The organism is Verrucomicrobiia bacterium (assembly GCA_019634625.1).
Lineage (GTDB): Bacteria > Verrucomicrobiota > Verrucomicrobiia > Limisphaerales > CAIMTB01 > CAIMTB01.
In genome coordinates, this window is sequence record JAHCBA010000037.1 from 1 (window position 1) to 23,607 (window position 23,607).

Here is a 23,607-nt window from a genome sequence, read left to right on the forward strand (position 1 = left end):
GCCGTCTCGTTGTCCATGCAGTACAGAACGTGCGGCTCCGGCAGCGTGCGACGCAGCATCTCCTCAACGAACCTCTCCTGGTACCGCAAAACCACCCGGTTGTTCCGCTGTCCCGGCGTGGTGAAAAAGAACGGCTGCCGGTTCTGCCCCGGATGATCCGGATAACTCGCTCCCAGTCCGGATGCCTCGTGCGTATAGTTCACGTTGTTCGCCGGATTGTAGGGGTGCCCGTCCCAGTTCTGCCGCGAATAATCGAAACGATCCCACACCTCGATCTGCACGATGATTCCCCGCTCTCGTGTCCCCCGCAGAAACGCCGCAAACCGACGCCAATACTCACCATTCCATCGCTCCAGATCGTACTTCCCGTCCTCCCGATGATGAAACGGGTACACCTCGAACCCCCCGTCCCGCCGGTCGCTCATCGTGTTGCGCACATAGTTCGCCCCCGCCCGCGCCATCGCCTCCAGATGCTCCTCCAGGTCCGGTATCTGAAAAAGATTGTCGTCCTTGCTGCCCCCCAGCAGCAGAACCGTACGCCCCCCGTATTCCCAATATCCGGGATGCTCCCTGGACGGACGAATCCGCTCCGCCGCCGTTCCCGCCGTCATCCCCGGTCCCAGGACCATCGCCAGGCCCAACCCCATGCCCATTCCCCACATCCATACCCGCCGTCCCGCCGGCATTCCCGGCACCCGTCGGCCTCGATTCGCAATCACATTCTTCATCGGTCTTGCCTCCATAGGATCAAACCCACCGCCGCCGCCGCAAAAACATCCGCCGCCAGGATCAACCCCCGCAACCGCACATCCAGCGGCAACGCCACAAATGACACCACCCCGGCCGTCACGATGAGCATCGGAATCAGGTACACGCTCAGCTTCACTCCCTCCGATCCTCCCCGGAACCGCCCGCCCGCGAAAGACAGAACATCCCTGCCACCCGCCCGGCGGTGCATCCCCAAGTTGTCGGTACCGAGCCAGCGAACCGTTGTTGGCTTCGCACCCTGGCCTGGGGGCCCGGAGCCCGTCCCTCCGCGTCCGCGCACCGCGGTCCTACGGCGTGCGGGGATCGGGCGGCAGCGCGGCCAGGGTCTTGTCCTCCTGCGCCACGGCGCCCGGAGGTTCGGGTTGCCCGTCGCCTCCAAGGTAGTTGGCGATCCGCCAGGTGTGATAGCCCACGCGGTCGAACCATCGGATGGCATCGAGGATTTCGAGGGCGGCCGAGGCGCCCCACTGGCCGCCCGCGGTTTCGCTCAGGACCACCGGGCGTTCCTGCCGGCGCAGTTGAGCCAGTGCCAATGCATCTCCTTCGACCCGGGCCAGCCAGTCCGTGGCGCCACCTCCGATCAGGCCGCGCTCGGCAGTGTCAAGGATGTCCTGACAAAGGGTAAGGGCGGGTCGGAATCGATCCTGCGCCTGACGGTGTCGTAATCCCGGTGGCACCTCCCACCGGGCGATCAGTCGGACCAAATGATCCACTGCATGGACCTGCGCCAGGCGGAACCGGGACAGCGGCGCGTCCTCCACAATGGGGGGAATGCGGGTGAAGAACTCCTGGATCCTTTCAAGGGCCCGCTCGACTTCCCTCCGAGTGGGGTCGTCCCGCCCCGCCGCAGGCCCTTGGAGTCCGTCGCGCAAGGTGCGAAACACGGTCGCCGCTGACTCGCAGAGCGCCCGCCTCGTCGCCTCCAACGCCACCGCCGGGGCGTGCAGCACCGTATCGTCGAGGTGCCGCGTCAGGATGGGGCCCCGCTCCGGCAGGAGACGTTCGATCCAAGCCGAGAACCGATGCACCCAGGGGAGGAAAATCAGCACTCCGACGGCAATGAACCCGGTGTGAAACGCGGCCAGGCTGGTGGCCCCCGGATCGAGACCAAGATGGTCCTGCGCCCACCGGATGCCCCGCAGAAAGAGCGGCAGAGAGACCACCGCCACCAGCCCGGTCGCGAGGTTGAACAGCACATGCGCGATCGCGGTGCGCTTCGCGGATACGCTTCCGCCGATGGCGGCGAGGGCTCCGGTGACTGTGGTGCCCACCGCGGCTCCGATCACTATCGAGGCCGCCTGGTCGAAGTTGACCGTCCCGCTGTGCAGCGCCGTAAGGGTGGTCGCGACTGCGGCGCTTGAGGATTGCATGATCACCGTGAGAATCACCCCGAGTCCCATGGCGAGCAGATGCCCGAAGAGTCCGCCTCCGGGCAACTCCGAGAGCCTGAACCTCCCCGAGGCAGCCTGCATCCCCGTCTGCAGGGTCTCGATGCCCACGAAAATCAGCCCGAACCCCGCCAGGGCCAGGCCGAGGGCCCGTCCTCGACCCCGCGCCAGCAGCTTGAGAAAGGCCCCGATCCCGACCAGGGGCAGGGCGTAGAACCCAACGCTGATCTTCAGTCCGAGTACTGATACGATCCACCCGGTGCCGGTGGTCCCCAGGCTGGCGCCAATCACCACTCCCACCGCCTGGGGGAAGGTCAGCAACCCCGCGCTCACAAACCCAATCACGGTGACCGTCGTCGCGCTCGAGGACTGGACCAGGGCGGTGGCCAGTGCGCCGGAACCGAACGCCTTGAGGGGAGTGCCTGTGAACCGCACCAGGGCCACCCTCAGCGACTCGCCGGCGAATGCCTTCAACCCGTCGGTCAGCAACACCATCCCCATCAGGAACAACCCGATCCCACCCACCAACTGGAACACCATGCTCGTCATCTCGGCGCGTCCCCGGCAGACGAACACGAACACGCCGCGAATGGCCAAGGAAATCCTGGCCAGCCCACGGGACCCGAATCCTGAGCGATCTTTCTGGCTCAAGAATGGCCGCGACCTTCCGGGGCCCTGGGCCTGAGGGTTCGAACGGCCGCCGCGGGGAAGTCTCGGTTTGGCCGGGGGCGAGCGGGTTCGCACAGACTATCGTGGGGAGGACCGGTCTGCATGCTTCGGGCGGAGCCCAGCCGAAAGGCTATCCAACAATGGGTCAGGCGGACGAACATTGACCGTTTCACCAAGCATCCTGATGGGCGGCGATCAGCTGGAAGGCTTCAAATATAGTAGGTCAGGCTAAGTACTATTGACCGTTACCGAATCTATAAAAACACCGGCATCTTCAATGTTGACGACCCGCGACTAGCTCATCCCCAGCGGCCCGAAGTTGGATTTCCCGGATCCAGGACAGCATCGTGCCGTCATCAACTAAACGCCTGCCTTACTATAGGAATTCGGTCATCCATTTATCGCCTGACATTTTATCTTGGATCGGGCGATGGAACGGTCAGCCTGGGTTGGGTCTGGGGACGATCCGGCAGAACTGGGCAGGGGAGCGACTGCCGCTGGGACCGTTGCTGGGGTGCCGATCCCGCACTTCACCCCGCGCCAACGCCAGTTCGCCAACGAATCCCGGCATTTCACCCCGGAGACTTGGTCTTCCCACGCCGGTTCGGGCACAAAACGCCCGCCTTTCCTGCTGCGCCACACTGTGCACGGCAGTCTTGCGTGAATCCATCAGACCGGCTTACTCCATTCATGAACTCACGACTCCAAGCCTCCCCGTCCCAGGCCCCGCGCCTCGGGCGCCCGGCCGTCGTCGCCGCACTGTTCCTCACCCTGTCGGTCTCACTTCCCGCGGCCCGCGCCGATGCGGTGATCGATTGGAACGAAGCCGCTCTGCGAGCCATACGCGACACGCGCGAGAACCCGCCCCGCGCCTCCCGCGCGCTGGCCATCACCCACCTGGCCATCCACGACGCCGTCAACGGTGTCCTGCGAACCCATCGTCCCTACCATGTCGCTCCTGCCGCTCCGGCCGGCGCCTCGATCGAGGCCGCCGTCGCCGCCTCGGCCTACACGGCCCTGCACGCACTGTTCACCGTTCCCGACGTGCGCCAGACAAACTTCCTGGCCCTCCACACCGCCCAGCTCGCCGCCATTCCGGACGGTCCGGCCAAGTCGGACGGACTCGCCTGGGGCCAGTCGGTGGCCGAGGCGATCCTGGCGTTGCGGGCGAATGACGGCTGGAACGTAGCAGCCTCCTACACCCCCTCCGGCGTCCCGGGTCGCTGGCAGCCCACGCCGCCCGCCTTCGCGCCTGCGCTCCTTCCCGGCTGGGGCCTGGTAACCCCTTTCTCCATGACCCACGGCGCCCAGTTCCGTCCCCAACCCCCGCCCGGCATCGAAACCGTCGCCTACGCCTTCGAGTTCAACCTCGTCAAGGCCTACGGCAGCGCCACCGGCACGGTACGGAGCGCCGACCAGACCGAGGTCGCCTGGTTCTGGAACGACGGCGCCGGCACGGTCACCCCGCCCGGCCACTGGAACCGCATTGCCCAGGCGGTCAGCGCGGCACGGTCCGTCACGCTCGCCGACAACGCGCGCCTCTTCGCGCTCCTGAATCTCGCCAATGCCGACGCCGCGATCTCCTGCTGGGACGCCAAGTTTGCCTACGACCTATGGCGTCCCCTCACCGCGATCCGCGAAGCGGCCACCGACACCAACGCCAACACCGACCCGGATCCGGAATGGCTGTCCCTCATCCCCACCCCGCCGTTCCCGGAATACACCTCCGGGCACAGCACGTTCAGCCGGGGTTCCGCCACGGTCCTGGCAGGGTTCTTCGGCACCGATACCATCCCCTTTTCCATCGGTTCGGAAGGGACCCCCGGCGTCGAGCGCAGCTTCTCCGGGTTCGACGCGGCGGCGAACGAGGCGGGCATCAGCCGCATCTTCGGTGGGATCCATTGGAACTTCGCCAATCAACAGGCCCAGGCAGCCGGCTTCCGGCTCGGCCACCAGATTCTCAGCCACTTCCTCCAGCCCATGTCGGCGCTGCAGTTCACCCACATCGCCAAGGCCGGCGGCGTCACCCGGATCGAGGCCCAGGTGGAACCGGGACGTTCCTACGCCATCCGCGCCTCATCCGACTTCAACACCTGGGAAACCCTCGCGATCGCCAGTTCCGAGGATGGCGTCCTCGCCTTCAACGACCCGAACGCGGCACCCGGCCAGCTGCGGTTCTACGTCCTCGCCGAGCCCTGATCTTCCCGGGCCTCGAACTCCCTTTCATCAACCCTTGAAGTTGCTACTCCCATGAACCCAACCCACTCCTCCCTGCGTTCCCTGATCACCGTCATCTCCCCGTCGGTGCTGGCCCTGGCCGTGGCCACTCCGACAGAAGCCCTTGCCCAGGGCTGCGTCGCCATCCGATCGGTCGGCAGTCCAGCCCTTCCCGGACTGGCGGGTCTGGACGAAGGGATCCCCTGGGTCGCGTCGATCAGCTACCGCTACTTCGAATCCGACCGCTACTTCATGGGCACCCAGGAGCTGTCCGTGAGAGACCACAGAAAGTCTGAAACAGACCGAAGAAGGGGCTAAGCGCTTGAACGGAGGCGGCTTGGGCTGGGACGGAAACCCTTTTCAGACTTTTCCACAACAGGCGCTGTCGGGAGGGGGCATGAAAAGGGTCGTGCCACCCTTTTCGGAGGAGCCTTGGGCGGCGGCAGCGGGAGGGAGGTGCCAGGCCCTGGGCCCGACCGGTGGGAAGGCGGCTATTCGCCCCGGCGGGACCGCCACAGGGCCAGGCAATAGGGCAGGGACGCGGCGGCAAGGCGGATGCGCCGGCGCCCAGCGTAGATCACGAAGGTCTGGGGGATGTCGCCCTCGGCAATGTACCGGTACACCGATGCGCGGCTGACGCCGACCTTGGCGGCCCATTCTGCCGGGCTGAGCCATTCGCCTTGCGCGGGCGACGCTGAAGAGGATTCGGGGGAACTCATGGCACGATCGGGCGCACGGAACGGAACGCGGGTTCATCGCGCTCCAAAATCGGATCCAAAAACGGCAGGCCCAGGGCTCGGTAGATCAGGGCTTCATCTTCCCCGACCACGCGCCCGTCCAGGTAGAGCCCGTGATGGGGATTCCACTTGCCGCCGAGGTCCAGGGCCCGCATGCACAACCAGACGTTGTGCTCCTTGCTGCCCGTCTTGCAGAGCAACAGGGAGCCCCAGATGGCGGGGGTCGCAAACCACAGGTCCACCTGGACCCCGCGGGCAATCCACGAGAGGTAGCTGCTTCCATCCTTCGTCAGAGGCCAGCCTTCGGCCTGGCACCAGGAACCCACCTCGGCCGCCAGGAGATTCCGCTGGGTCACGACGGTCCCGAGCAGGTCGGGCTCCTGCTCGACCTTTGGGATCGCCACCAGGTCGATGTCCCCGACCTCAGCGCGGCGGCGCCGAATCGACCCCACAACCGCCATGCGTTCACTGAATGGCTGCAGCCGCGCCGCCAATCGCTCCACACACCGTTCCGCGAACGCCAGCGTCATAGCGGCAGATGCTCCTGCACGGCGCTGACCAGGCGGTAGAAGCTGTGCCGGGGCCGCACCCCGACCACCTTCACCTCGATCTCCAGCCCGGCCGCCCGCAAGTCCGAGATCCGTGAGTGGACGGCATACGCACCGGAGGCCGCCGCCAGCTCGGGCATCGGCACCCATTGCCCGTGGCGGCGCACCAGTTCGGCGAGGACGAGTTGGTTTTGAGTCGGGTTCACAGGGTGGTCTGGAGGTTCACCTTGGCGCGGTCGGCCACGGCGCGAGCCACGCTTCTGGCCTTCGCGGTGATCAAGAGCTGGTACAACTGAGGTCCGGGCAATGACCGCCAATTGCCGGTACCGAACTTGTCGCGACTCAACTCCTCCACGTACTGGGGAGGCAGTTCGACACGCTCCAGGGAGTACAGGACCCGCTTGCGATCCGCATCGGGCAAGCCACCGACCTGCTGCCGGCGCGCGGCTTCAGCATCTGCCTCCACGCCCACCAGGACGGCGCCAAGATTCAACCCGGCAAGCCGCCTGAACAACGCCACCACCCGATCGAGCTGCTTGTTGGTCAGCGCCCATGACGACACATCCTTTCCGACGGCCAGGATGTGGCAGGCCCGCCGCAGATCGTCGGCCGATAGTCCGCCGCCCCCTTGCCGCAACCGCCGGGCCTGTGCCACACGCACCACGTCATCCCGCACGGGATCCGCGGGCGCGCGACCTGGACGGACCACCACCTCGCCCCGGCGCACGCCAGACCAGTGGGCGCGAAACGCCTTGCTCCATTCCCTCAGGTACCACTTTCGCTGCTTCTCAGTCATCGGGTCATTCAGATCGGTCGAGGCCCGCCAAGTGCCACGCCATCCATCCTCCCACGCGCACTCCCAGGTACATGAGCCGGCGTCGAGGCTTGCTGACCCCTGACTCACGCAGCAGCCGGGCGAACAGCCTGTCCGATTCATCCCGTGTCCAATGCGTCACCAACGATTCCCAATGCGAACAGCCCGCCCATCGACGCCCCACCATGACCTCGCCTCGATGACGGTAGAACCAGTCATGCACGAGCGCGGCGGGCCGGTGCAGCCCATCCGGCGTGATCCCCGTGATCGTCCACAGCACTCGGGGGACACTGGCGCCGTCCGAAATCGTGCCGCGCGGCACGATGATCCGGAGATCCCGATCGCCCAGGCTCCACTGATACGAGTAGGGCTGCACGAGGCTGTACCGCGCGCCACGACCCGGCACCGGGATCATCAGGGGTTGGGGGAGGAGGTGAGGTTGCATGATCAGGATGGCAGGTACTCCCACAGCGCCGGCAGGGCGTTTCGGCCCGGGACACCTCGATGCACCAGCCGGACCCACCCCAGGCGCCACGCCTTGCGCACTGCAACACGAGCCGCTTCGAGGGATCCGTAGTGACAGGCCACATCCAGCACGGTGAACTGCCTCCTCCCTCCCAACGCTGCCCTGGCGATCTTCGCCCGCGCATCCTCCAGCCTCTGTGGGCTCCGACTCCTGGCCGCCCGCCGCCGCGCATCGACCAACATCTCCCTCGTCACCTCGGCTTTCGGTGGAGCCTCCGCACGAGCCTCCGCACGGACCTCCCTCGGCTGGAACATCACACTGTGAGTGCCCGACCGCCACTTGCCGGCATCAAACCCGCGCCTCTCCCTCCACCTGGCGAACGCGTTGGCGATGGCCCTTGCATCGCCCGGCCGAATGGCGGACACACAATGCTCAGGGCAGGGCTCGAAGGCCGGCTCCCGGACTCTCATGCCACCACCACCTCCTTGGTCTCGAACGCGACCTTGGGGGCACTCTCCGACTCCACCGCCCGGATCAGCTTCGGGGCAGCCCTCCCCAGCAACACCACCGCCTCATCCCGGAAATCCGGCACGGGCTGATACGCCAGCACCGGCCGGAACAACCGCTCGAACGCCGACCCGGCCAGAGTTCGCACCTTCTCGATCGTACGCCCCTCGCCGCTGATCTTGCTCTTGAGCGCGGGCGCGGGCCACGTCACCCGCGCGATGCACCCATCGCACCCCACCGCCGTCCAGGACGTGCCCCCGCCCTCGGTGGCGGTGTGCTCATCCGGACGCCCGGCCCCCTCGCCGATCAACAATGCCTTCACCTCCTTCAACCGGTCCTGCATCTCCGCGATCTTCCGGTCGAGCTGCACCGCCTCCGTCACCAGCACTGTCAGTTTCTGCTGCGTCATGATGTCCTCCTCACGATTCCCGGCGCCGGGTTGCAGAGCGTGTCGCGGCGCCGCGGTCGGCACGCCTGATCTCCTCGTCCGTCCAGCCTCCATCGCGCTCCGGATCGCCGTTCAACCCGGGGTCGCCCATGGCCATCCAGGCCAGGCATGCCAGGCATGCGACAGGCACCAGCAACACCGCCCCCGCCCCCACCAGCAGCGTCACCCACCAAGGGATTGCGGCGAACACGACGGTCCCCACCGCCACCGCGATGGCGATTCCCATCACCAAACCGATCAACGTGCGCATGGTCGGGTTCAGGGGCTGAAGTTCGCGGCCGCCCCGGTCCGGGGCATGAAGTCCCCGCACCAGTCCTGGTGTCCCGTGCTCGGCCACTTGCTCACCACGCCCGAGCCGTTGGTCATGGACGCCAGCACCGGGCGCGAATGCCGGCACTCGCCGAAGCGCCGCTTCGGGTTCGGCTGCTGGGGCCACTCGTGCCACCAGCGGCAATGCTCACAGGTGTTCGGCGTCATATACGGCCCTCCCCAGACCCCGCCCACTCCACCTCCCCATCCCGCACCACCAGGGCCATCCGGCCCTCCCTCAAGCGCTGCCTCGACCCAGCCAGCGCCGGGTCGCACAGCACCGCCACCAGCGTGGACACCAACTCCTTCTCCACCGGGTCCAGCCCCGTCAGCGAGACGTGGACCGTACCCTCCCCCCGCCGATCCGAGGCCGCAGCCCGCACCGCCACCTCCCGGGTCATCACGTCCCGGCGCCACTCGAACCGCCGCCGGGCCGCCTCATTGGCGGCGCACGCCATGCCCAGCTCGCACCGCCGGATCTCGGCGGACAGCTCCGCCAGGCTCAGCCGCTCCGCCTTCGCCCGCACCAGCACCTCCTCGGGAGTCGGTGCCAGGGGATCCCTGTCCATCCTGGGCGTGCTCATGGCCGCACCTCCCCATCCTCGAGGGTCATCTTCATCGCGAAGCCGTGCGCCCACACGAAGTCATCCCAGGCGATCGGCCGGCGCCGCTTGTGCGCCCGCTCGCTCGCGTCCTGCAGCAGCATCTTCACCGCCCCGAACCCATTTGCCTTCGCCTCCTCCAGGAGCACCCGTTCCGCATCCCCCGTCGCCGGCGGCAGTCCGAACGCCTCCGACATCAGGTCCAGATCCTCTCGCGGCGGCGACGACGGCAGTTGCAGGATCATCGTCCGCGCCCGCCGGCGGAACTGCTCCAGGTACAGCGAGAACTCCCCCCGCCGGAGCTGGTCCCGCATCACATTCGTCCCCACCAGCACCATCCCGCACCGGGTCTGGTCGTGAATGTACCGCAGCGTATCCAGGCACCGCATCACGCTCCCCCTCTGATACGTCGTGAACACCCGGTGAATCTCATCGACGATCAACAGCTTCGAGCCGTCCAGCGCCTTGCACACGTTCGCCAGCAACTTGTCGAACCCAGCATGGCTCGGCACCATCAGCGCCTCGGCGATCGTCCGCAGCATGAGCTGCACCCCGCTCGCCGGAGGCATCTCCGCATACGTCGTCTGCCCGTGGTTGTTCCGGCGCTGCCGCTCGCGCACGCACTCCGACTTCCCGATCTGCGACGCTCCGAAGATCATCGCGATCTTCTGCCGTACGAATGCCCGCCGACAGATCGCATCCACCCATCGCCAGATCGACGTCTCGATGAACCCCGTCTGCGTCACCGCCTGCCTGGCCTCCCACGTCGCCTTGTACCGGGCGATCGCCTGGCATTGATCCGTGACCGGCATCCGCTCCCCGGACCGCGCCTCACCTTCCGCGTACCGGTACTTGTCGCGGAAGATCCTCGACCAGGTCGTCGAGCTGTACCCGACCGCCGCGACCAGTTGATCCCAGGTCCATCGTTGTTCCCGGGCGTGATGGTGCAGCCAGCGCACCAGGAGCCGCTGATCCTCCGGCAGATGCTCGGTGGACTCGGTTACCGTGTGACCGCCGATGTTGATTCCCTCGAACACCTTCGCGCCATCCGGCGCCGGCCTGGGCCGCGGTTCCTCCGGCGGCTCCGCCACGGGCGTTCGGGCGGGGGACAGTACGATTCGATCCGACATACGCTTTCCTTCGGTTGGGGGGTTCACATGAGTTCGGCGAGATCCTCCAGGCTCGCCGCGAATCCACCTCCGGCGCACCGCTCCCGCGGCACCGCCGGCTCGCCGGGATCCAGATCGGCGAGATCCTCCTCCGTCCGGGCCGGCGCCACCGTCCGGCCGGGAGCCGGCCGCGCGGCCGCCGGGCGTGAGCCAGCCTGCGGCCGGACCACCGCACCGCCCGCCTGGCCACGCTCCACGCGCCCGTGGCTGTCCTGCACCGACGCCGTGCGCAGCGTCGCCCCGATCGCCCGGAAGTTCCGCACCGCCGCGGCCGACGCCGCCTTGCGCACCGTGAAATCCGCCCGGCCGCTCAGATCCACCTGCGGCACCCACTCCGCCGCCGGCGCCACCAGGATCCGCTCCCCGCGCTTGAGCCCATCCCGGTTCCGCGGGCCCAGCTCCGCATTGAACACATGGCATCCCTCCTCCGGCCGCCCCGGATGGAAGGCCACCAGCACCCGGCACCCATGGTCCAGGTGCGCTCCATCCACCCCGTTCACCACCCACCGGAACGGGCGCGGGTAATGCTTCAGCGTCACCTCCACATGCCCGCCCCGCACCGTGGCCACCCGCTTCACCGGGCACAGCCGCCACGCCTCCCCGGGCGGCAGATCCGGCCCCCGCGCCCCGCGCAGCAGATCCACCGGCGCCACCAGCTCCCGCCCCAGGGCCGCCCGCCGCTTCGGCCGCGCGTTGAACCACTCCGACACCCGTTCCAACCCGTCGCCCGCCTCCGGCAACGTCCAGAACCGCTCGATCTCCCCCCGGGTCACCGCCCGCGTCGCCTCCTCGAACTCCCCCCGCACCCGCCCGATCCCCAGCGCCTGGTGCGCCCCCATCGCCTGCACCAGGTTGAAAGCCCCCTCGATCCCGCCCTTCCCCTTGCTCTGGTGCGTATGCACCACCCGCACCAGCGGCGACAACCCGCCCCACCGCTCCTCCCGCGGCCAGCCCGGCACCGCCGGCACGAACCCCTCGAAGAAGGACCCCGCCCAGATCTTCCCCATCTCCAGCCGCAGGATCGCCGGCATCCCGTGCGCCGCGAAGCTGTCCCGCACATGATCCGCCACATCCTCCGTCCGGTACGCATCCCGCGACCGCGCCACCTGCGTGAACCCCAGCAGCGCCGCCGAGTACACATCCTGCGTATAGAGCACCTGCCTCGTCAGGATCGGCTCGCCCGTGTCCGGATCCACCGAGGCCGCCGGCTCGTTGCAGCTCATGTCATCCATCTCCCACAGCGTGTGCGGCCCCATCGGCAGCCGGGCGCCCGATTCATCCACCCACTCCAGCGCCCGCCGCTCCGTCTGCTGCGTCGCCAGCGCCGCCTTGCGTCCCCGGAACAGCCCCGCCTCCTGCCGCGTCGGGTACGCCCCCCGCCGCCAACCCGCCGGCCACCGCGGCGCCCTTCGGCACGCCGCCGCCATGTCCAGCTCCGCCAGGATGAAGGCCCGCGTCTCCTCCCGGCACGCCGGGTGCCCCGCGAACTGCTCCACCGCCAGGAGGAACCGCGTCTGCCCCGTCCCCGTCCCCGTGCTCTTGGCCAGCACATGCCCGCGCAGCGCCAGCGCCTCCTCCTCCGTCAGCTCATGCACCGGCGCCCGCCCGCACCGGTCGTACTCGGGCGCCATCTCCACCGCCGAGAGCCCCTCCCGCCCCGCGCACTGGCGCACCAGGCGCGAGAGCGTGGCCACGCTCGTCCCCACCCGCCCCGCCACCGCCCGCATCGGCACCCCCGCCTCCAGCAGCGGCCTCGCCGCCAGGAGCAGGCGCATCCGCTCCGCCCCCCGCTCCAGCGCCGCCGAGGAAGCGTGCGGCCCCCATCCCGATGGTGTGCCACCCGGCAGAGTGCCGCATGCCGGGGGCGACTGGGAAGCTACCGCACCAGGCGCTTGCGCGGCGTGCGCCTCGTGAGGGTGGGGATTGGGGGAGAATCGATCCATCGCTCAGGGCCTTCCACCGGCTACCGCACCTCCACGCCGGGCTGCCTCGCCATCGACCGCTTCTTCCTCTCGTAAGCGATCTTCCGCTCCAGCCCGTACAGGAAATCATCCGGCGCACCCGCCAGCGCCGGCGCGATCCGCGAGAGCGCCTCCGTGCGGATCTCCGGCGTCCAGTGATTCCAGTACTCGAAGCGCGGCGTCAGCGTCCGCGTGAAAACCTCCTCGAACAGCTCGAGCTGCCGGTCCAGATCCGCCGGCCGACCCCCCGTGTGCGCGATCCCGTGCTTCGCCTCCCGCTCCTCGCACTTCAACAGCGACTCCAGCCCCGCGTACACGCCCCCCAGCCCCGCCCGCTCATCCCCCAGGATCGTCGGCTCCACCCGCTCCCGCAGATCCGGCCGCCGCTCGAACAAGGCGTGGATCTCCGCCGCGTAGTAGAACAGGCGGCGGCAGACACCGAGCTGATCCGCCAGGGCCTGCACACTCGGCGCCGCGCCATTGGGACGGCAGGTGCCCTGGCGTAGCTCCTCCTCGTGCCGCTGCCGCACGGCCTCGTGCAGGGCGCGCACCGCCGGATACCCCACATAGGCGATCTGGCTCTTGGTGAGGTTGCGGCGCATCTGGAGGTTGCGCAGCACCACCATCGCCACCTCCTCCTCCGCCACCACCCGGCACGGCACCGCCGCCAGGCCCGCCTCCACCGCCGCCCGCCGGCGCGTCTCCCCATCCACCACCAACCCGCCCTCCGTGATCCACAACGGCTCCAGCACCCCGTGCTCCCGGATGTCATCCACAAACGCGCACCACTCCTGCCCCTCCGGATCCCACCGCGGAAATGGCGCGATCAAGGGATGCGGCTTGAGCGTCTCGGGGTATCGGTCGGAGATTGTCTGGGTCATGAGTGTGTGGATGCAGGTAGTGGATTGGTGTGTGGCGGCAGACCGGGCTGCTCCGGTTGTGTGGCCGTCCGAATTGCCGCCCCCCGCAGATCCTGAGTTCTGGATGGACGCAGCGAGAATCGAGATGACCACTCGAGAAACGCTTTCCGCACGGCTGCGCCAGGCGCTAGACAGCGGGGAACTTCCTTCCATGAACCCGATCGAGACGTGGTGCTTTCGGAAGCGCCTCGAGTGGGCAGCGCAACTGGCCCTCGCGAAGGTCCTGGAAGATGTGGAGCCGGAAGCTTCGCTGACGGAAGTGCTCGTCTGGTGCCTCGTGGACTCGTGGCACACAGATGGATGTGTAGCCTTCTGGAATAACGCCGAGCGAGGTGGGAAACCGCACCCAGAAAATCCCGATGGGCTGCATCCGATCTAAAGAAGCAGGCGCCCATCCCATCACCCCCCCTCATCGCCCGATCTCCCGGGTTGAGGACGCCGCGGAATCCGCCACCATCCCGCCATGTTCGCCGATGCCGAGTTGAACGCCCTTTACGTGCGCGTCCTGGACCGGATGGTCGCCACTGGATGGATCCACCGGTACACCTTCACCGAGGGCAAGGGGTTTCACATCACCTGGACTCTCCCCGTGGGCGTGCAGCGGGCCCGCGGGCTTAAGCAGATCATCCAGGCCTTCGGTCTGGATGCAGACGATCGTGGCCTTCTGGCGCTCAGCATACTGTCGCGCCGCCTCCGTCTTCCGGAGGGCTGGGTCCTCGAAGCGGATTGCCGGGACCTCACAGATCCCGCGCTGCTGGATCTGGTGAATCACTTGTTCGAAGAGCTGGGTATTCATGACGATGAGGACGGGTTGTTGGTACTCGGTATGATTGTCACTGGCTGGGCGCCGGATCGGGACACTCAGATTATTCTCGGGCCTCCCCGGAGGGGGTCGTAGCAGGCGCCGAATCCACCTCCCGGATTGACGTCACCCGATGGCGGGGGATGCTCCACGTCAACGTCCCCCTGACCATGAGCCCCATCGAACCGATCGACGCGGAACTCGATGAGTGACAGGAGAGTCTTCATCGCCAACGCCTCCCGTCGTCCTTAAAAGGCACCTTCAATTGCGCATCCAACACGCGCATCGCAACCCAATGGCCAATGACCAGGCCAAGCATTGCTGAGAATAGGGAGACCACCGACCCGACCCACTTATGAGCGAGACCATCATGCATGCCATCGTCAGCGCCGCTTCGGGTCTGATCGGTGCGGTCATCGGATTCTGGGGGTCTCTCGTGGCTGCCAGGCGCGCCGCCAAAGCGGAGGAGATCCGGCACCGCCGCGCTCTTGGAATCGAGATCGGCAAGGCAAAGTTCGAGCAGAGCGAGGCCCTTGCACAGAACATAGCGAGCGCTACCGGGCAAGTGGTTCCCTTCCCGTCCTACGAGTCGCATTTGATCCACGGATTGCGCCTCATGGAGATCATATCTGATACGAGTTTGAGCGCCGAAGAGGTTGGCCGACGCATTGCGCAGTCCGTTGATTTCACCAAGGACGTTGCTACCGCAGTGGCAAAGGAGAAGAACCCCTACGGCTAGTCGGGCGGAGATGGGCCGGCTCATCGCCCACCTCCGGAGTTGCTGCCCCTATCCCGGATCGAATACTCCGCGGCATGGACGCCACCACCTGGAGCATCGCCCTCAACGGAGTCCTTACTATCTGCGCCCTCGCCACCTTGATCCTGTACTGGCGCGAGCGAGGACGCGCGATGGCCGCGGAGCGCCGCGCGGCGGAACGAGACGCCCAACTCGTCGAGATCGAGCACCGGGGCGATGCCCCCGCCTACGTCCTCTCCGACGGACGCTTCACCACCCTCGTCAGCCGCCGCGAGCGCCCCAAGACGATCATCAATGCCTCCTACCCGCGTGTACTCAGCGCTTACCGGAACGAGGTCGATCCGAAGGTGGAGGACTCGCGGCCGGTCAGCCTCGTCGTGGAGAATTGTCGCCCGGAGGCAATCTTTCTGCGCCTCGAACTCGATGGAGAACCAGTGTCCATCCACAAAGGCAGCGATGCCGGCACCCGCGCGGACTTTCAGTGGATCGAATATCCCTACGATCCGGCGAAGCACGGATCGGAGCAGACCCTTGTCCTCACCTTCGAGACTCGGAGCGGGCGCCAGGGGAAACACCGCTATCTCACCCGCCACGGCATCCGCACCCTGGTGAGGATCGATCCCGGCCAGCCCTAGCGCCGCGGCCATCACATCCCGAACCTGGTCAAAGCTCGGCACCACCCATCCGCCCATCCGCCAGCGCGCGCACGGCCAGTGACACAGGGCCCAGCCCGCCAGCACCTCCACCAGCCATTCCCCATCGCACCCCGCCGCGGGCAACCGCGCACGCTTCATCGCCCACCTCCGCGCTTGACGACCCGCCATTCAAACAGACGCTCAGCCCAGGCACCCCACATCCCCGAGCAGTGGATGGCGAGCCACTTCCCGATCGGATAACCCACCAGCACCCCACCCAAAGCGAGCAGCACATGGAAGGCTACCGATCCGAAGCGATCTCCCTCCTCATCGGACTCGGTGCCGGCTTCATCCTCGGCTACTGGACCCACGCCCTCACCATCGTGCGCGAGGCTGCCGACAGGCGGCGCCTGTTCCGCACCCGTATCCAGGAATGGAAGACGCTCATCGAGGACGCGACCTACCTCAACCTCCACACCCGCCACATGGACTCCCTGCCCGATCTGCGGACGCAGTGCCGGGTCATCGAGGAGGATGTGCGATGGTGGCGCCGAAGCCGCTTCAGGGCTGCCTGCCAGACCTATGCCGCGATCCCCAGGACCGAGATCGAGCCCCCACCCAGATCCTCCCATTCCGACGAGGAGACCCAGAAACGCAGGCAGCATCACCAGGCCGCGAAGGCCCGCTTGCTGGCCCTGCTCGACCGACTTGCTCGACTCACGGCGTAATGGGCGGTCATTCATCGCCCACCTCCCGCCCCGGGGGGACAAACTGATATCAGTGCCGCATGCTCCCGGAGGAAGGCGATGGAGCCGGGCCGCATCCAGTTCACCTTGCAGGCATCCCAGTTCGCATCGCTCGTCCCCACTCCGTACACGGCATCCCGCAGCGCCCGCACTTCCGATTCCGTCATCAGGCGCGGCTCGTCCTCGCACTCGCCGCATCGCTCTGCGCGCGCCAGAACCCCGCATTCAGGGCACACCCCCCATCCAGGTTCCACCCGCGCCGACTCTCGCGATCCTTCCCTCGGCGTGCTCATGCGGCCTCCTTGAGGTGTGGCGATGCGGCCAGCCCTAGTTTCTCCTTGATGGCGGCCCTGACGACCTTCGATCGATCCAAGTCCTGCTGGTCCACATAGGCATCCAGCGCGCTCAGAATCTCATCCGGCAACCAGAGCGCGATCACTGTCCGGCGAGTCTTCGATGTAACGGCACCGCGCTTCACGCGAAGGTGTATAATTGAATCATGCACCAACGTCAAGCCCAAGCTCGACCTTAGGAGCGGGCAGGTGTAATACACGGCGGTGCCTGGACAGCGCGCATCTGGCCAAACAGTGATCGCCCTCGCCATCGACCGCGGATTGCTGGGCGAGGTGGACGCCGCTAGCGCCGCAGATGGGCGCGACAGGTCCACGTTTATCCGCTTGGCGTTGGTGGATTACCTCAAGGGAAAGGGCTTCCAAGTCGATGCGCATGCAGCCTATCCACCGGGCCGCACGAAATCGAAAAAGCCCAATAAATCGACCATAGTGCATGGAATGCACTATGGTCCCCAAAAGGGTTCAATCAGTTCTGGGAATGCGGGGGAGGGAAGTCCCATGGGGGTGGAGGAGAGCGAAGAGGAGATTGCCGCCCGGGAGGTGGCGGAGTGGCATGCGAAGGAGATGAAGGCGGCGATGCGGGAGGCGCGCAGATTAGAGCGCAGCGGAGGAGGCGGAGGGCCAGGAGGAGGAGGCGCAGGGCGTAAAGGCCCAGGGCCCGGGGAGACCGGCCGCGCCAAGGACGCGGCAGCCGGCAGTGCAGACACCGCCCCCGACGAAACGGGTGGGACATAACCCACTTCCCGGCACCCCGACCCACCCCCTCAATACCCCGAAGGGGGGCTTGCAGATCGGGAGACGGGAATAGGAATCTCTCCTTGTTCCCCACCCAATGAAGAAGAAGATCCGCTTCGACTTTTTCCTGCTTGTTGAGGCCAGTTCAGGCCCCGTTCGAACGGTTGGAATCGCGGAACGATTGGATCGACGGATCGAACAGACACGGGAGGCTCGGACGATCATCCACAAAGGGGTTGGATCCCGTCTGGCCAGGCTTAAGAAACTGGGGAACCTCCGGATCGGCGACTTCATTCGGTTCAACCTTGATCAGCCGGCCATGGTGGCCGGTAAACACATCGACGAGCGGGCGGTGACCACCCGGGAAGATGAGGGCATGGCAATCCCTGCGGCTTTCCTTTATGACGCAGGCAGCAACGTGCTGGTCTATCAGAGGGCGAAGGGCGCCATCTCCACAACGGATGCATTCCGCCACCTTTTCATTGGCTGCGAGTCGAACCTTCCGTTGTTCGACCCGATCCTGAAACCAGACGTGGAGAACACCCTCAAGAAGATGGAGCGGCCGAGGAAGCTGGAGATTCGTGCCCACGTCTTGGGCATGAATCCCCAGGACGCCCAAGCCGCGTCCACCAGGAAGTTCATCGAAGCGGCACGGGACGCGGGCACCCGATGGCTCACCATCGAACTATCAGTCGGGCGCAAGCGCCACTCCACCCTCGATTCTACGGGCGTGCTGGCGATGGCCAAAGACTGGATGTTTCAGCGCCGCGAAGGGCGCCTTGTAGATCGGCTCAAACTGCATGCGGATTTCCCGCCGGAGGACAAGATCAACACCTTGGATTTGCTCGACGCCAGCCTCGTCTCCGACCAGTATATCGAGCCGACTCGCGACGTGGAGGAGTACTACCACCGACGTGCCGAAGCGGCTCACAAGGCGTGGGATGAACACCGCCACCGTTTCTAAGGATGTGGAACACCGGCGTCCAGGCGTGACATGGAGCAGGATTGCCGAGGATACGGCCCCTTGGGTCATGGCTGCGGGCACCTTCTGCTGGAAGTTGGTATTCGCCCCCGATCTCATGCCCGCACGGCTGACGGATCTGATGGCCACATCCGCCACGGTAGCCGGGGTGGCCGTCGGATTCCTCGCGACGGGCCAGGCGCTTCTATGTTCGCTGTCCAGTAATGCGGTGGTGGAGTCCCTCAAGCGGTTCGGCCACTTCGATCGGATGCTCAAGTTCTTCACGGCGGCCATTCTCTGGAATCTCGTGCTCCTTGTCAGCACCACTCTGAGCTACTGGATCGACATGGCGGATGCCCCGGGGTGGTTCGCGGTCTGGACTGGGCTGTGGGTGGGCTCCCTGGTGGCAACGTGGAGGGTCTTGGATCTCTTCAGGCGGACGTTGCACGGCGTCGGGTGACGCCCCAACCGAAAGACCCCCCAGCGCGCCAACGCTGAGGGGCCAACTTTCCACTTCCACGGCTGCGCAGAGCAGGCCAACGGAAGCGCCGGATTCGCCGGAGACATCGCCCTCAGAATGGGCCTTGCGGCGGCGGCGGTCAACGGCGCGACGTTCCTCACAATCGTTGGACCGGGAGGGCGGGCAGGGGGCTACCCTGCGGGCCGAACGCCGCAGAGTGCCCGATCCGATGCCCGATCCCTCGATCCCCCAAGGCTGGCTGCTGATGCAGCTCCTCACGTTATTCCTGCTGCTGGGCAACGTGATCTTCACCTGGCGCCGCCTGTCCGGCCGGCCTGAGACCACCCGCATCGACCCGCAGCCCCTCGAGGTGGCGCTGAAGGCCACCTACGCCACCCGGCAGGAACTTCTCGAATCCACGCAGCGCATCGAGGTCCGCATGGACGCACTGGAGCGCAGCATCGGTGGGCTGCGCTCCGCGAGGGAAACCGACCACGCCGCCTTCGTTGAGGCGGTGGATGAAATCCGCACGGAGTGGAACCGCGGCCTTCGCGAGGTCCATGCCCGCATGGACGATCTGCCCTCCCAGATCATCACCATCCTCAAGAACACCGGAGCCCTGGACCGGGACCGCCCCCGATGATGACGCCCGAGATCCGCCAGCAAGTTCGCATCGGCCTGCTCCGGTACCTGGAGGCCGCCAAGCCCCGGGCGCTGTCAGGATCCCTGCTGCACTCCTTCCTCCGGGCCGAGGGGATGCCGGTCGAGCCGGAGGGACTCCGCGCCGAGCTGGCCTACCTGGCGGACAAGGGAATGGCCGCCCGGTCCTCCTCCCCGATGTCCCCGGAACTGGCCGGCTGGCGCATCACGGCGGCCGGGCGCGACTGGCTGGCGGAGGAGGGGATCACGCCGTGAACCCTGCGGATCGGGCCACCATCGTCCAGACCCTCGATGGCAGCCTCCGCGCCGACGCCCGGTGGCACGCCCTGCCCGAGGAGGCGCGGCCCTGGCTGGTCGAGGCGCTCGCCGGCGGACGCGGGTACCGCGAGATCCAGGAGGAGCTGCAGCGCCGGTGGAAGGTCAAGGTGGCCACCGCCACGCTCTCCGAACTGAGCGCCACCGTGCTCCGCCTGGCGCGGACGCTGGACGAGACCCGCCAGACCCGGGAGGCCCTGCTCAACCGCCTCACCGCTGCCGGCCGCGCGGCCGACGAGATGGAGCGGATCGCTGGCGGGGCCCTCCTCGGCCTCACCCGCGGTGCCGCCGCCGCCCTCGGCGAGCACACCCTCCAGATCCTCGCCGCCCCCACGGTCGATCCCGAGGCCCTCACTCCGCTGTTGCGCAGCTTCGTGGTGGCGCTGGGCGAGGCCCGCAAGCGCGACGCCCTCGACCTCCAGCGCGAGAAGTTCGAGCACCTCAAGGCCCAGGCCGAGCGCGCCGCCCAGACCGAGAACGTGCTCGACGATGCCGCCCTCTCCACCGAGGACCGCGCCCGGCGGATCGCCGAGATCTACGGGCGCACCTGATGCGCCACGCGCCATGCCACGCCGTCGCACCCCATCGGACCCGGCCCCAGCGGCCAGCCCCATGGGCATGCTGCTGCCGTACCAGCGCCGGTGGGTCAACGACGCCGCGCGCTTCAAGATCGGCCTGATGGCCAGGCAGACCGGCAAGAGCTGGATCAACGGGCTGGAGGCCGTGCGCGACTGCCTGGAGCGCAAAACGAACTGGGTGTGCCTCTCCGCGGGCGAGCGCCAGGCCCTGGAGTGGATGCTCAAGGCGCGCGAGCATGCCGAGGCCTTCCAGGTCGCCCTCGCCGGGTACGAGGAGGACCGGGGCGGCAAGGGAAGCGAAGCCCTGCTCAAAGCCGCCGAGATCCGCTGGCCCAATGGATCCCGTCTCCTCGCCATCCCCGCCAATCCCGACACCGCCCGCGGTTACAGCGCCAACCTCCTCCTCGACGAGTTCGCCTTCCATGAGGATCCCGACCGGATCTGGAGGGCCATCTACCCCTCGATCAGCAACCCGCTCAAAGGCGTGTACCGGCTCCGGGTGGTCAGCACTCCCAATGGCCAGGGCAACAAGTTCAGCGACCTCTGGCACAAGGCCGAAGGCTGGTCGCGCCACAAGGTCACCATCCACGACGCCGTGGCCCAGGGGCTCCCGCTCGACATCGAGGAACTGCGCCGCGGCCTCGACGACCCGGAAGGCTGGGCGCAGGAGTACGAATGCGAGTTCATCGATGGCGCGGCGATCCTCCTGCCCTATGAACTCATCGCCCGGTGCGAGAGCCCGGAGGCGGCCCTGACGCAGCCTTCGGAGTTCTGGGACGGGCCGTCCCGCGAGATCTACCTCGGCATCGACTTCGGCCGGAAGCGCGACATCACCGTCTGCTGGACCCTCGAACGACTGGGCGACGTGTTCCACACCCGCGAAGTGCTCGAACTGCGCGGGGTGGACACCCCGACGCAGGTGGAGGTCCTGTCACCCCGCATCCGACAGGCCCGCCGGGTCTGCCTCGACTACACGGGTCCAGGCGTCGGGTTGGGCGACTACCTGGCGAAGGAGTTCGGAGCCTACGATCCGAAGGCGCACCTCTTCGGCCGCGTCGAACTCCTCACCTTCACCAACCCCTCGAAGGTCGAGACGTTCAGCAAGCTCCGGATGGCCTTCGAAGGGCTGAAGCTGCGGGTGCCGGTCTCGCGCGAGGTGCGGGAAGACCTGCACTCCGTGCATCGCGTGGCCATGAAGGGCGGAGGCGTGACCTACCGGGCTCCGCACACGGCCGATGGCCACGCCGACCGGGCCACCGCCCTGGCCCTGGCCCTGCGCGCGGCCGGCACCGGCGGGGCCGGAGCCATCACGCCCGAAACCCTCGCCGCCATCGCCGTGCCGCATCCGCGCCTGGCCCGGGACATCCTGCCAGCCCACGCCCTATGAACATCCTTCGCCTCTTCCGACGCTCCGCCCCGCGCTCCGAGCCCCTGCGTGCCGCCGCCAAAGGTGCGGAACTGGGGACCGACCGCCTCACTCCCTCGGAACCGCAGCGGTGGGGCACCATGGTGCCCGCCAAGCCCACCCCGCTCTACATCCGCAGCATCCTCGACCAGGCGCTCGCGGGCGATCTGGGGCTCCAGGGCGAACTGTTCGCGGTGATGCAGGACACCTGGCCGCGCCTCCGCAAAAACCTCCACGAACTGCGCAGCGGCGCCGCCCGGGCCCGGTACAACGTCGCCCCGGCCACCCCGGCGCACGGCACCGATCCCACCCCAGGCGCCACCGACCGTGCCGAACTCGTCCGCACCACACTCTGCCAGTGGAGCCCGGAACCGGGCACCGACGAGACCGGGTTCGAAGACACCCTGTACGACCTCTGCGAGGCCCTTGGTTCGGGCATCAGCGTGATTGAGTTGCTCTGGGAGCGCGGCTCGATCGGGCCAGGGCGCACCGCCATCCGGCCGCGGGCAGGCGTTTGGGTGCCTCCCCGGCACCTGCTCTGGACGCCGGCGGGGCGCCTGGCCATGCGCCCTGTGGAAGATCGGGCCCCGGCAGTGCCCCTGGCGGACGACAAGTGGCTGGTCGGCATCCACAAGTCCGGCAGCGGCCAGGCCGCCGGCTACGGGCTTCTGCGGCCGCTCGCCTGGTGGTGGGGTGCGGCTCAGTGGGGGCGGGAATGGCTGCTCAACTACGCCCAGATCTTCGGCCAGCCCTTCCGGTGGGCGACTTATGTCCCGGGCATGCCCGGGCACGATCTCCAGACCCTCAATGAGATGCTGGACCGGATGGGAGCCTCATCCCGGGCCGCCTTCCCCGAGGGAGTCACGCTCAGCTTCCTCGAGGCCAAAGGCACCGCTGCCGACAATCCCCAGCGGGTGCTCATCGAGTTGGCCGACAAGGCCTGCGACGTGCTGCTCCTCGGCCAGACCCTCACCACCGATGTGGCCGACTCCGGATCCCGGGCCTTGGGGGATGTCCATGAGGGCGTGCGGCGGGAGCGGGTCCAGCAACTGGCACAGTGGGTGGCCGACGTGCTCAACTACCAGCTCGTCCCGGCCATCTGCCGCCACAACTACGGCGACACCGACGAGTGCCCCACCGTCGCACCGGACTTCACCGAGACGCCCGATCCGGACAAGCTCGCCGGCCGCATGGAAGTGATGACCCGGATCGGGCTACGCATCCCGGTCGCCTGGGCGCACGACATCCTCGGAGTCCCAATGCCCGAGGGGGATGAACCCGTGCTGCCCGGCCCGCCCGCGGCCGCCCCGCCGCCGATGCCCGGCGGGCAGGCGGCGGAGCCCCTGCCGGAGGACGGCATCGAGGCCCGCGCGGCGGCACCGGCACGCCGCACCCATCCCGAGGCGCTGGACGCCATCATCCCCGCCGCCATTGCCCGCGTCACCGACGCCAGGGCGCGATGGCTCGAACCCCTGGGCGAAACGATGGACGAACTGATCGCCGCCGCACGCGATGAACGCCTGGACGACCAGGCGCTCGACCGCTTCCTCCGCGAGGCCGCCAGCAACCTGCCCGATCTCTTCGCCCAACTCGATCACGACGCCCTCGCCGGGGCGCTCGAAGATGCCCTTGGCGCCGCCGCTCTGGCGGGTGTAAAGCGAAAGTAATCCGCCTCCA

32 protein-coding genes are annotated in these 23,607 nt (G+C 67.4%); 15 read left to right on the forward strand and 17 right to left on the reverse strand.

Annotation, left to right across the window (positions count from 1 at the left end; all coding sequences use genetic code 11):
• The 3 genes from KF833_18445 to KF833_18455 form a co-directional block, all read right to left on the reverse strand.
• The coding region (locus KF833_18445; GenBank protein ID MBX3747293.1) for a hypothetical protein at nucleotides 1–728 on the reverse strand (728 nt) is incomplete at its 3' end.
• Complete coding sequence (locus tag KF833_18450; protein ID MBX3747294.1) at nucleotides 725–886, reverse strand: hypothetical protein; 162 nt, start codon at nucleotides 884–886, stop codon at nucleotides 725–727. The genes KF833_18445 and KF833_18450, both read right to left, overlap by 4 nt.
• Before the next feature lie 169 nt (nucleotides 887–1,055).
• On the reverse strand, nucleotides 1,056–2,705 hold the full coding sequence (locus tag KF833_18455) for a Na/Pi cotransporter family protein (protein ID MBX3747295.1): 1,650 nt from the start codon (nucleotides 2,703–2,705) through the stop codon (nucleotides 1,056–1,058).
• Between the two features lie 810 nt (nucleotides 2,706–3,515).
• Here KF833_18455 and KF833_18460 point away from each other — a divergent pair.
• Both KF833_18460 and KF833_18465 read left to right on the forward strand, forming a co-directional pair.
• Nucleotides 3,516–5,024 carry a phosphatase PAP2 family protein gene (locus KF833_18460; protein ID MBX3747296.1) on the forward strand — a complete coding sequence of 503 codons (1,509 nt, stop codon included), beginning with the start codon at nucleotides 3,516–3,518 and terminating at the stop codon, nucleotides 5,022–5,024.
• A 51-nt stretch (nucleotides 5,025–5,075) separates the two neighbouring features.
• Nucleotides 5,076–5,360, forward strand: a complete 285-nt coding sequence (locus KF833_18465) for a hypothetical protein (GenBank protein ID MBX3747297.1) — start codon at nucleotides 5,076–5,078, stop codon at nucleotides 5,358–5,360.
• Between the two features lie 173 nt (nucleotides 5,361–5,533).
• Here the strand turns inward: KF833_18465 and KF833_18470 are convergent, their stop codons facing one another.
• The 5 genes from KF833_18470 to KF833_18490 are packed head-to-tail and all read right to left on the reverse strand — an operon-like array spanning nucleotide 5,534 to nucleotide 7,556.
• Nucleotides 5,534–5,761 carry a helix-turn-helix domain-containing protein gene (locus KF833_18470; GenBank protein ID MBX3747298.1) on the reverse strand — a complete coding sequence of 76 codons (228 nt, stop codon included), beginning with the start codon at nucleotides 5,759–5,761 and terminating at the stop codon, nucleotides 5,534–5,536.
• The gene (locus KF833_18475) at nucleotides 5,758–6,309 is read right to left on the reverse strand and encodes a hypothetical protein (GenBank protein MBX3747299.1); all 552 of its coding nucleotides are present in this window, start codon (nucleotides 6,307–6,309) and stop codon (nucleotides 5,758–5,760) included. Before KF833_18475 ends, KF833_18470 begins: the two co-directional genes overlap by 4 nt.
• Complete coding sequence (locus KF833_18480) at nucleotides 6,306–6,533, reverse strand: hypothetical protein (protein ID MBX3747300.1); 228 nt, start codon at nucleotides 6,531–6,533, stop codon at nucleotides 6,306–6,308. The genes KF833_18475 and KF833_18480 overlap by 4 nt, the downstream gene beginning before the upstream one ends.
• Complete coding sequence (locus tag KF833_18485) at nucleotides 6,530–7,123, reverse strand: hypothetical protein (GenBank protein MBX3747301.1); 594 nt, start codon at nucleotides 7,121–7,123, stop codon at nucleotides 6,530–6,532. The genes KF833_18480 and KF833_18485 overlap by 4 nt, the downstream gene beginning before the upstream one ends.
• 4 nt (nucleotides 7,124–7,127) lie before the next feature.
• Nucleotides 7,128–7,556 carry a DUF1353 domain-containing protein gene (locus KF833_18490; GenBank protein ID MBX3747302.1) on the reverse strand — a complete coding sequence of 143 codons (429 nt, stop codon included), beginning with the start codon at nucleotides 7,554–7,556 and terminating at the stop codon, nucleotides 7,128–7,130.
• A gap of 183 nt (nucleotides 7,557–7,739) precedes the next feature.
• On the opposite strand from KF833_18490, the gene KF833_18495 reads away from it, so the two are divergent.
• Entirely contained in the window at nucleotides 7,740–7,931 is a 192-nt protein-coding gene (locus tag KF833_18495) for a hypothetical protein (protein MBX3747303.1), read from the forward strand.
• Nucleotides 7,932–8,073: 142 nt separating this feature from the next.
• On the opposite strand, the gene KF833_18500 is transcribed toward KF833_18495, so the two are convergent.
• The 7 genes from KF833_18500 to KF833_18530 form a co-directional block, all read right to left on the reverse strand.
• Nucleotides 8,074–8,523, reverse strand: coding sequence for a hypothetical protein (locus KF833_18500; GenBank protein ID MBX3747304.1), 450 nt, complete (start codon nucleotides 8,521–8,523; stop codon nucleotides 8,074–8,076).
• Nucleotides 8,524–8,533: 10 nt separating this feature from the next.
• A complete protein-coding gene (locus KF833_18505; protein MBX3747305.1) occupies nucleotides 8,534–8,812 on the reverse strand; it encodes a hypothetical protein in 279 nt (92 codons plus the stop codon).
• 8 nt (nucleotides 8,813–8,820) lie between these two features.
• Nucleotides 8,821–9,039, reverse strand: a complete 219-nt coding sequence (locus KF833_18510) for a hypothetical protein (GenBank protein ID MBX3747306.1) — start codon at nucleotides 9,037–9,039, stop codon at nucleotides 8,821–8,823.
• Nucleotides 9,036–9,455, reverse strand: a complete 420-nt coding sequence (locus tag KF833_18515) for a hypothetical protein (protein MBX3747307.1) — start codon at nucleotides 9,453–9,455, stop codon at nucleotides 9,036–9,038. Before KF833_18515 ends, KF833_18510 begins: the two co-directional genes overlap by 4 nt.
• Complete coding sequence (locus KF833_18520; GenBank protein MBX3747308.1) at nucleotides 9,452–10,603, reverse strand: ATP-binding protein; 1,152 nt, start codon at nucleotides 10,601–10,603, stop codon at nucleotides 9,452–9,454. The genes KF833_18515 and KF833_18520 overlap by 4 nt, the downstream gene beginning before the upstream one ends.
• Nucleotides 10,604–10,626: 23 nt before the next feature.
• Entirely contained in the window at nucleotides 10,627–12,417 is a 1,791-nt protein-coding gene (locus KF833_18525; protein MBX3747309.1) for a hypothetical protein, read from the reverse strand.
• Nucleotides 12,418–12,605: 188 nt separating this feature from the next.
• A complete protein-coding gene (locus tag KF833_18530) occupies nucleotides 12,606–13,484 on the reverse strand; it encodes a ParB N-terminal domain-containing protein (GenBank protein MBX3747310.1) in 879 nt (292 codons plus the stop codon).
• 190 nt (nucleotides 13,485–13,674) lie between these two features.
• Between KF833_18530 and KF833_18535 the strand changes: the two genes are divergently transcribed.
• The 5 genes from KF833_18535 (at nucleotide 13,675) to KF833_18555 (ending at nucleotide 16,445) form a co-directional block, all read left to right on the forward strand.
• The gene (locus KF833_18535; protein MBX3747311.1) at nucleotides 13,675–13,902 is read left to right on the forward strand and encodes a hypothetical protein; all 228 of its coding nucleotides are present in this window, start codon (nucleotides 13,675–13,677) and stop codon (nucleotides 13,900–13,902) included.
• A gap of 84 nt (nucleotides 13,903–13,986) precedes the next feature.
• Nucleotides 13,987–14,421, forward strand: a complete 435-nt coding sequence (locus tag KF833_18540; protein ID MBX3747312.1) for a hypothetical protein — start codon at nucleotides 13,987–13,989, stop codon at nucleotides 14,419–14,421.
• 259 nt (nucleotides 14,422–14,680) lie between these two features.
• Nucleotides 14,681–15,064, forward strand: coding sequence for a hypothetical protein (locus tag KF833_18545; protein ID MBX3747313.1), 384 nt, complete (start codon nucleotides 14,681–14,683; stop codon nucleotides 15,062–15,064).
• A 74-nt stretch (nucleotides 15,065–15,138) separates the two neighbouring features.
• On the forward strand, nucleotides 15,139–15,717 hold the full coding sequence (locus tag KF833_18550; GenBank protein ID MBX3747314.1) for a hypothetical protein: 579 nt from the start codon (nucleotides 15,139–15,141) through the stop codon (nucleotides 15,715–15,717).
• 293 nt (nucleotides 15,718–16,010) lie between these two features.
• Nucleotides 16,011–16,445, forward strand: coding sequence for a hypothetical protein (locus tag KF833_18555; protein ID MBX3747315.1), 435 nt, complete (start codon nucleotides 16,011–16,013; stop codon nucleotides 16,443–16,445).
• 11 nt (nucleotides 16,446–16,456) lie between these two features.
• Here KF833_18555 and KF833_18560 read toward each other — a convergent pair whose 3' ends face one another.
• A complete protein-coding gene (locus KF833_18560) occupies nucleotides 16,457–16,630 on the reverse strand; it encodes a hypothetical protein (GenBank protein ID MBX3747316.1) in 174 nt (57 codons plus the stop codon).
• 122 nt (nucleotides 16,631–16,752) lie between these two features.
• On the reverse strand, nucleotides 16,753–16,941 hold the full coding sequence (locus KF833_18565; GenBank protein MBX3747317.1) for a hypothetical protein: 189 nt from the start codon (nucleotides 16,939–16,941) through the stop codon (nucleotides 16,753–16,755).
• A 707-nt stretch (nucleotides 16,942–17,648) separates the two neighbouring features.
• Between KF833_18565 and KF833_18570 the strand changes: the two genes are divergently transcribed.
• The 7 genes from KF833_18570 to KF833_18600 all read left to right on the forward strand — a co-directional run bounded on the left by KF833_18570 (nucleotide 17,649) and on the right by KF833_18600 (nucleotide 23,597).
• Nucleotides 17,649–18,515, forward strand: a complete 867-nt coding sequence (locus tag KF833_18570; GenBank protein MBX3747318.1) for a hypothetical protein — start codon at nucleotides 17,649–17,651, stop codon at nucleotides 18,513–18,515.
• 67 nt (nucleotides 18,516–18,582) lie between these two features.
• Complete coding sequence (locus tag KF833_18575; GenBank protein MBX3747319.1) at nucleotides 18,583–18,972, forward strand: hypothetical protein; 390 nt, start codon at nucleotides 18,583–18,585, stop codon at nucleotides 18,970–18,972.
• Between the two features lie 229 nt (nucleotides 18,973–19,201).
• A complete protein-coding gene (locus tag KF833_18580) occupies nucleotides 19,202–19,615 on the forward strand; it encodes a hypothetical protein (protein MBX3747320.1) in 414 nt (137 codons plus the stop codon).
• Complete coding sequence (locus tag KF833_18585) at nucleotides 19,612–19,887, forward strand: hypothetical protein (GenBank protein ID MBX3747321.1); 276 nt, start codon at nucleotides 19,612–19,614, stop codon at nucleotides 19,885–19,887. Before KF833_18580 ends, KF833_18585 begins: the two co-directional genes overlap by 4 nt.
• Nucleotides 19,884–20,498 (forward strand): hypothetical protein, encoded by a 615-nt coding sequence (locus KF833_18590; GenBank protein ID MBX3747322.1) that lies wholly within the window; start codon nucleotides 19,884–19,886, stop codon nucleotides 20,496–20,498. The genes KF833_18585 and KF833_18590 overlap by 4 nt, the downstream gene beginning before the upstream one ends.
• Before the next feature lie 13 nt (nucleotides 20,499–20,511).
• Nucleotides 20,512–21,912: a terminase family protein gene (locus tag KF833_18595; protein ID MBX3747323.1), complete on the forward strand. Its 1,401-nt coding sequence runs from the start codon at nucleotides 20,512–20,514 to the stop codon at nucleotides 21,910–21,912.
• The gene (locus KF833_18600) at nucleotides 21,909–23,597 is read left to right on the forward strand and encodes a DUF935 family protein (protein ID MBX3747324.1); all 1,689 of its coding nucleotides are present in this window, start codon (nucleotides 21,909–21,911) and stop codon (nucleotides 23,595–23,597) included. The genes KF833_18595 and KF833_18600 overlap by 4 nt, the downstream gene beginning before the upstream one ends.
• Nucleotides 23,598–23,607: the final 10 nt, after the last annotated feature.

Bases quoted from the DNA above. Each gene is read 5' to 3' on its own strand.
- KF833_18455 (MBX3747295.1), bottom strand. From the start codon at position 2,705: ATGACGAGCATGGTGTTCCAGTTGGTGGGTGGGATCGGGTTGTTCCTG.
- KF833_18460 (MBX3747296.1), top strand. From the start codon at position 3,516: ATGAACTCACGACTCCAAGCCTCCCCGTCCCAGGCCCCGCGCCTCGGG.
- KF833_18465 (MBX3747297.1), top strand. From the start codon at position 5,076: ATGAACCCAACCCACTCCTCCCTGCGTTCCCTGATCACCGTCATCTCC.
- KF833_18470 (MBX3747298.1), bottom strand. From the start codon at position 5,761: ATGAGTTCCCCCGAATCCTCTTCAGCGTCGCCCGCGCAAGGCGAATGG.
- KF833_18475 (MBX3747299.1), bottom strand. From the start codon at position 6,309: ATGACGCTGGCGTTCGCGGAACGGTGTGTGGAGCGATTGGCGGCGCGG.
- KF833_18485 (MBX3747301.1), bottom strand. From the start codon at position 7,123: ATGACTGAGAAGCAGCGAAAGTGGTACCTGAGGGAATGGAGCAAGGCG.
- KF833_18490 (MBX3747302.1), bottom strand. From the start codon at position 7,556: ATGATCCCGGTGCCGGGTCGTGGCGCGCGGTACAGCCTCGTGCAGCCC.
- KF833_18500 (MBX3747304.1), bottom strand. From the start codon at position 8,523: ATGACGCAGCAGAAACTGACAGTGCTGGTGACGGAGGCGGTGCAGCTC.
- KF833_18505 (MBX3747305.1), bottom strand. From the start codon at position 8,812: ATGCGCACGTTGATCGGTTTGGTGATGGGAATCGCCATCGCGGTGGCG.
- KF833_18510 (MBX3747306.1), bottom strand. From the start codon at position 9,039: ATGACGCCGAACACCTGTGAGCATTGCCGCTGGTGGCACGAGTGGCCC.
- KF833_18515 (MBX3747307.1), bottom strand. From the start codon at position 9,455: ATGAGCACGCCCAGGATGGACAGGGATCCCCTGGCACCGACTCCCGAG.
- KF833_18520 (MBX3747308.1), bottom strand. From the start codon at position 10,603: ATGTCGGATCGAATCGTACTGTCCCCCGCCCGAACGCCCGTGGCGGAG.
- KF833_18525 (MBX3747309.1), bottom strand. From the start codon at position 12,417: ATGCGCCTGCTCCTGGCGGCGAGGCCGCTGCTGGAGGCGGGGGTGCCG.
- KF833_18530 (MBX3747310.1), bottom strand. From the start codon at position 13,484: ATGACCCAGACAATCTCCGACCGATACCCCGAGACGCTCAAGCCGCAT.
- KF833_18535 (MBX3747311.1), top strand. From the start codon at position 13,675: ATGAACCCGATCGAGACGTGGTGCTTTCGGAAGCGCCTCGAGTGGGCA.
- KF833_18540 (MBX3747312.1), top strand. From the start codon at position 13,987: ATGTTCGCCGATGCCGAGTTGAACGCCCTTTACGTGCGCGTCCTGGAC.
- KF833_18545 (MBX3747313.1), top strand. From the start codon at position 14,681: ATGAGCGAGACCATCATGCATGCCATCGTCAGCGCCGCTTCGGGTCTG.
- KF833_18550 (MBX3747314.1), top strand. From the start codon at position 15,139: ATGGACGCCACCACCTGGAGCATCGCCCTCAACGGAGTCCTTACTATC.
- KF833_18555 (MBX3747315.1), top strand. From the start codon at position 16,011: ATGGAAGGCTACCGATCCGAAGCGATCTCCCTCCTCATCGGACTCGGT.
- KF833_18560 (MBX3747316.1), bottom strand. From the start codon at position 16,630: ATGACGGAATCGGAAGTGCGGGCGCTGCGGGATGCCGTGTACGGAGTG.
- KF833_18570 (MBX3747318.1), top strand. From the start codon at position 17,649: ATGAAGAAGAAGATCCGCTTCGACTTTTTCCTGCTTGTTGAGGCCAGT.
- KF833_18575 (MBX3747319.1), top strand. From the start codon at position 18,583: ATGGCTGCGGGCACCTTCTGCTGGAAGTTGGTATTCGCCCCCGATCTC.
- KF833_18580 (MBX3747320.1), top strand. From the start codon at position 19,202: ATGCCCGATCCCTCGATCCCCCAAGGCTGGCTGCTGATGCAGCTCCTC.
- KF833_18585 (MBX3747321.1), top strand. From the start codon at position 19,612: ATGATGACGCCCGAGATCCGCCAGCAAGTTCGCATCGGCCTGCTCCGG.
- KF833_18595 (MBX3747323.1), top strand. From the start codon at position 20,512: ATGCCACGCCGTCGCACCCCATCGGACCCGGCCCCAGCGGCCAGCCCC.
- KF833_18600 (MBX3747324.1), top strand. From the start codon at position 21,909: ATGAACATCCTTCGCCTCTTCCGACGCTCCGCCCCGCGCTCCGAGCCC.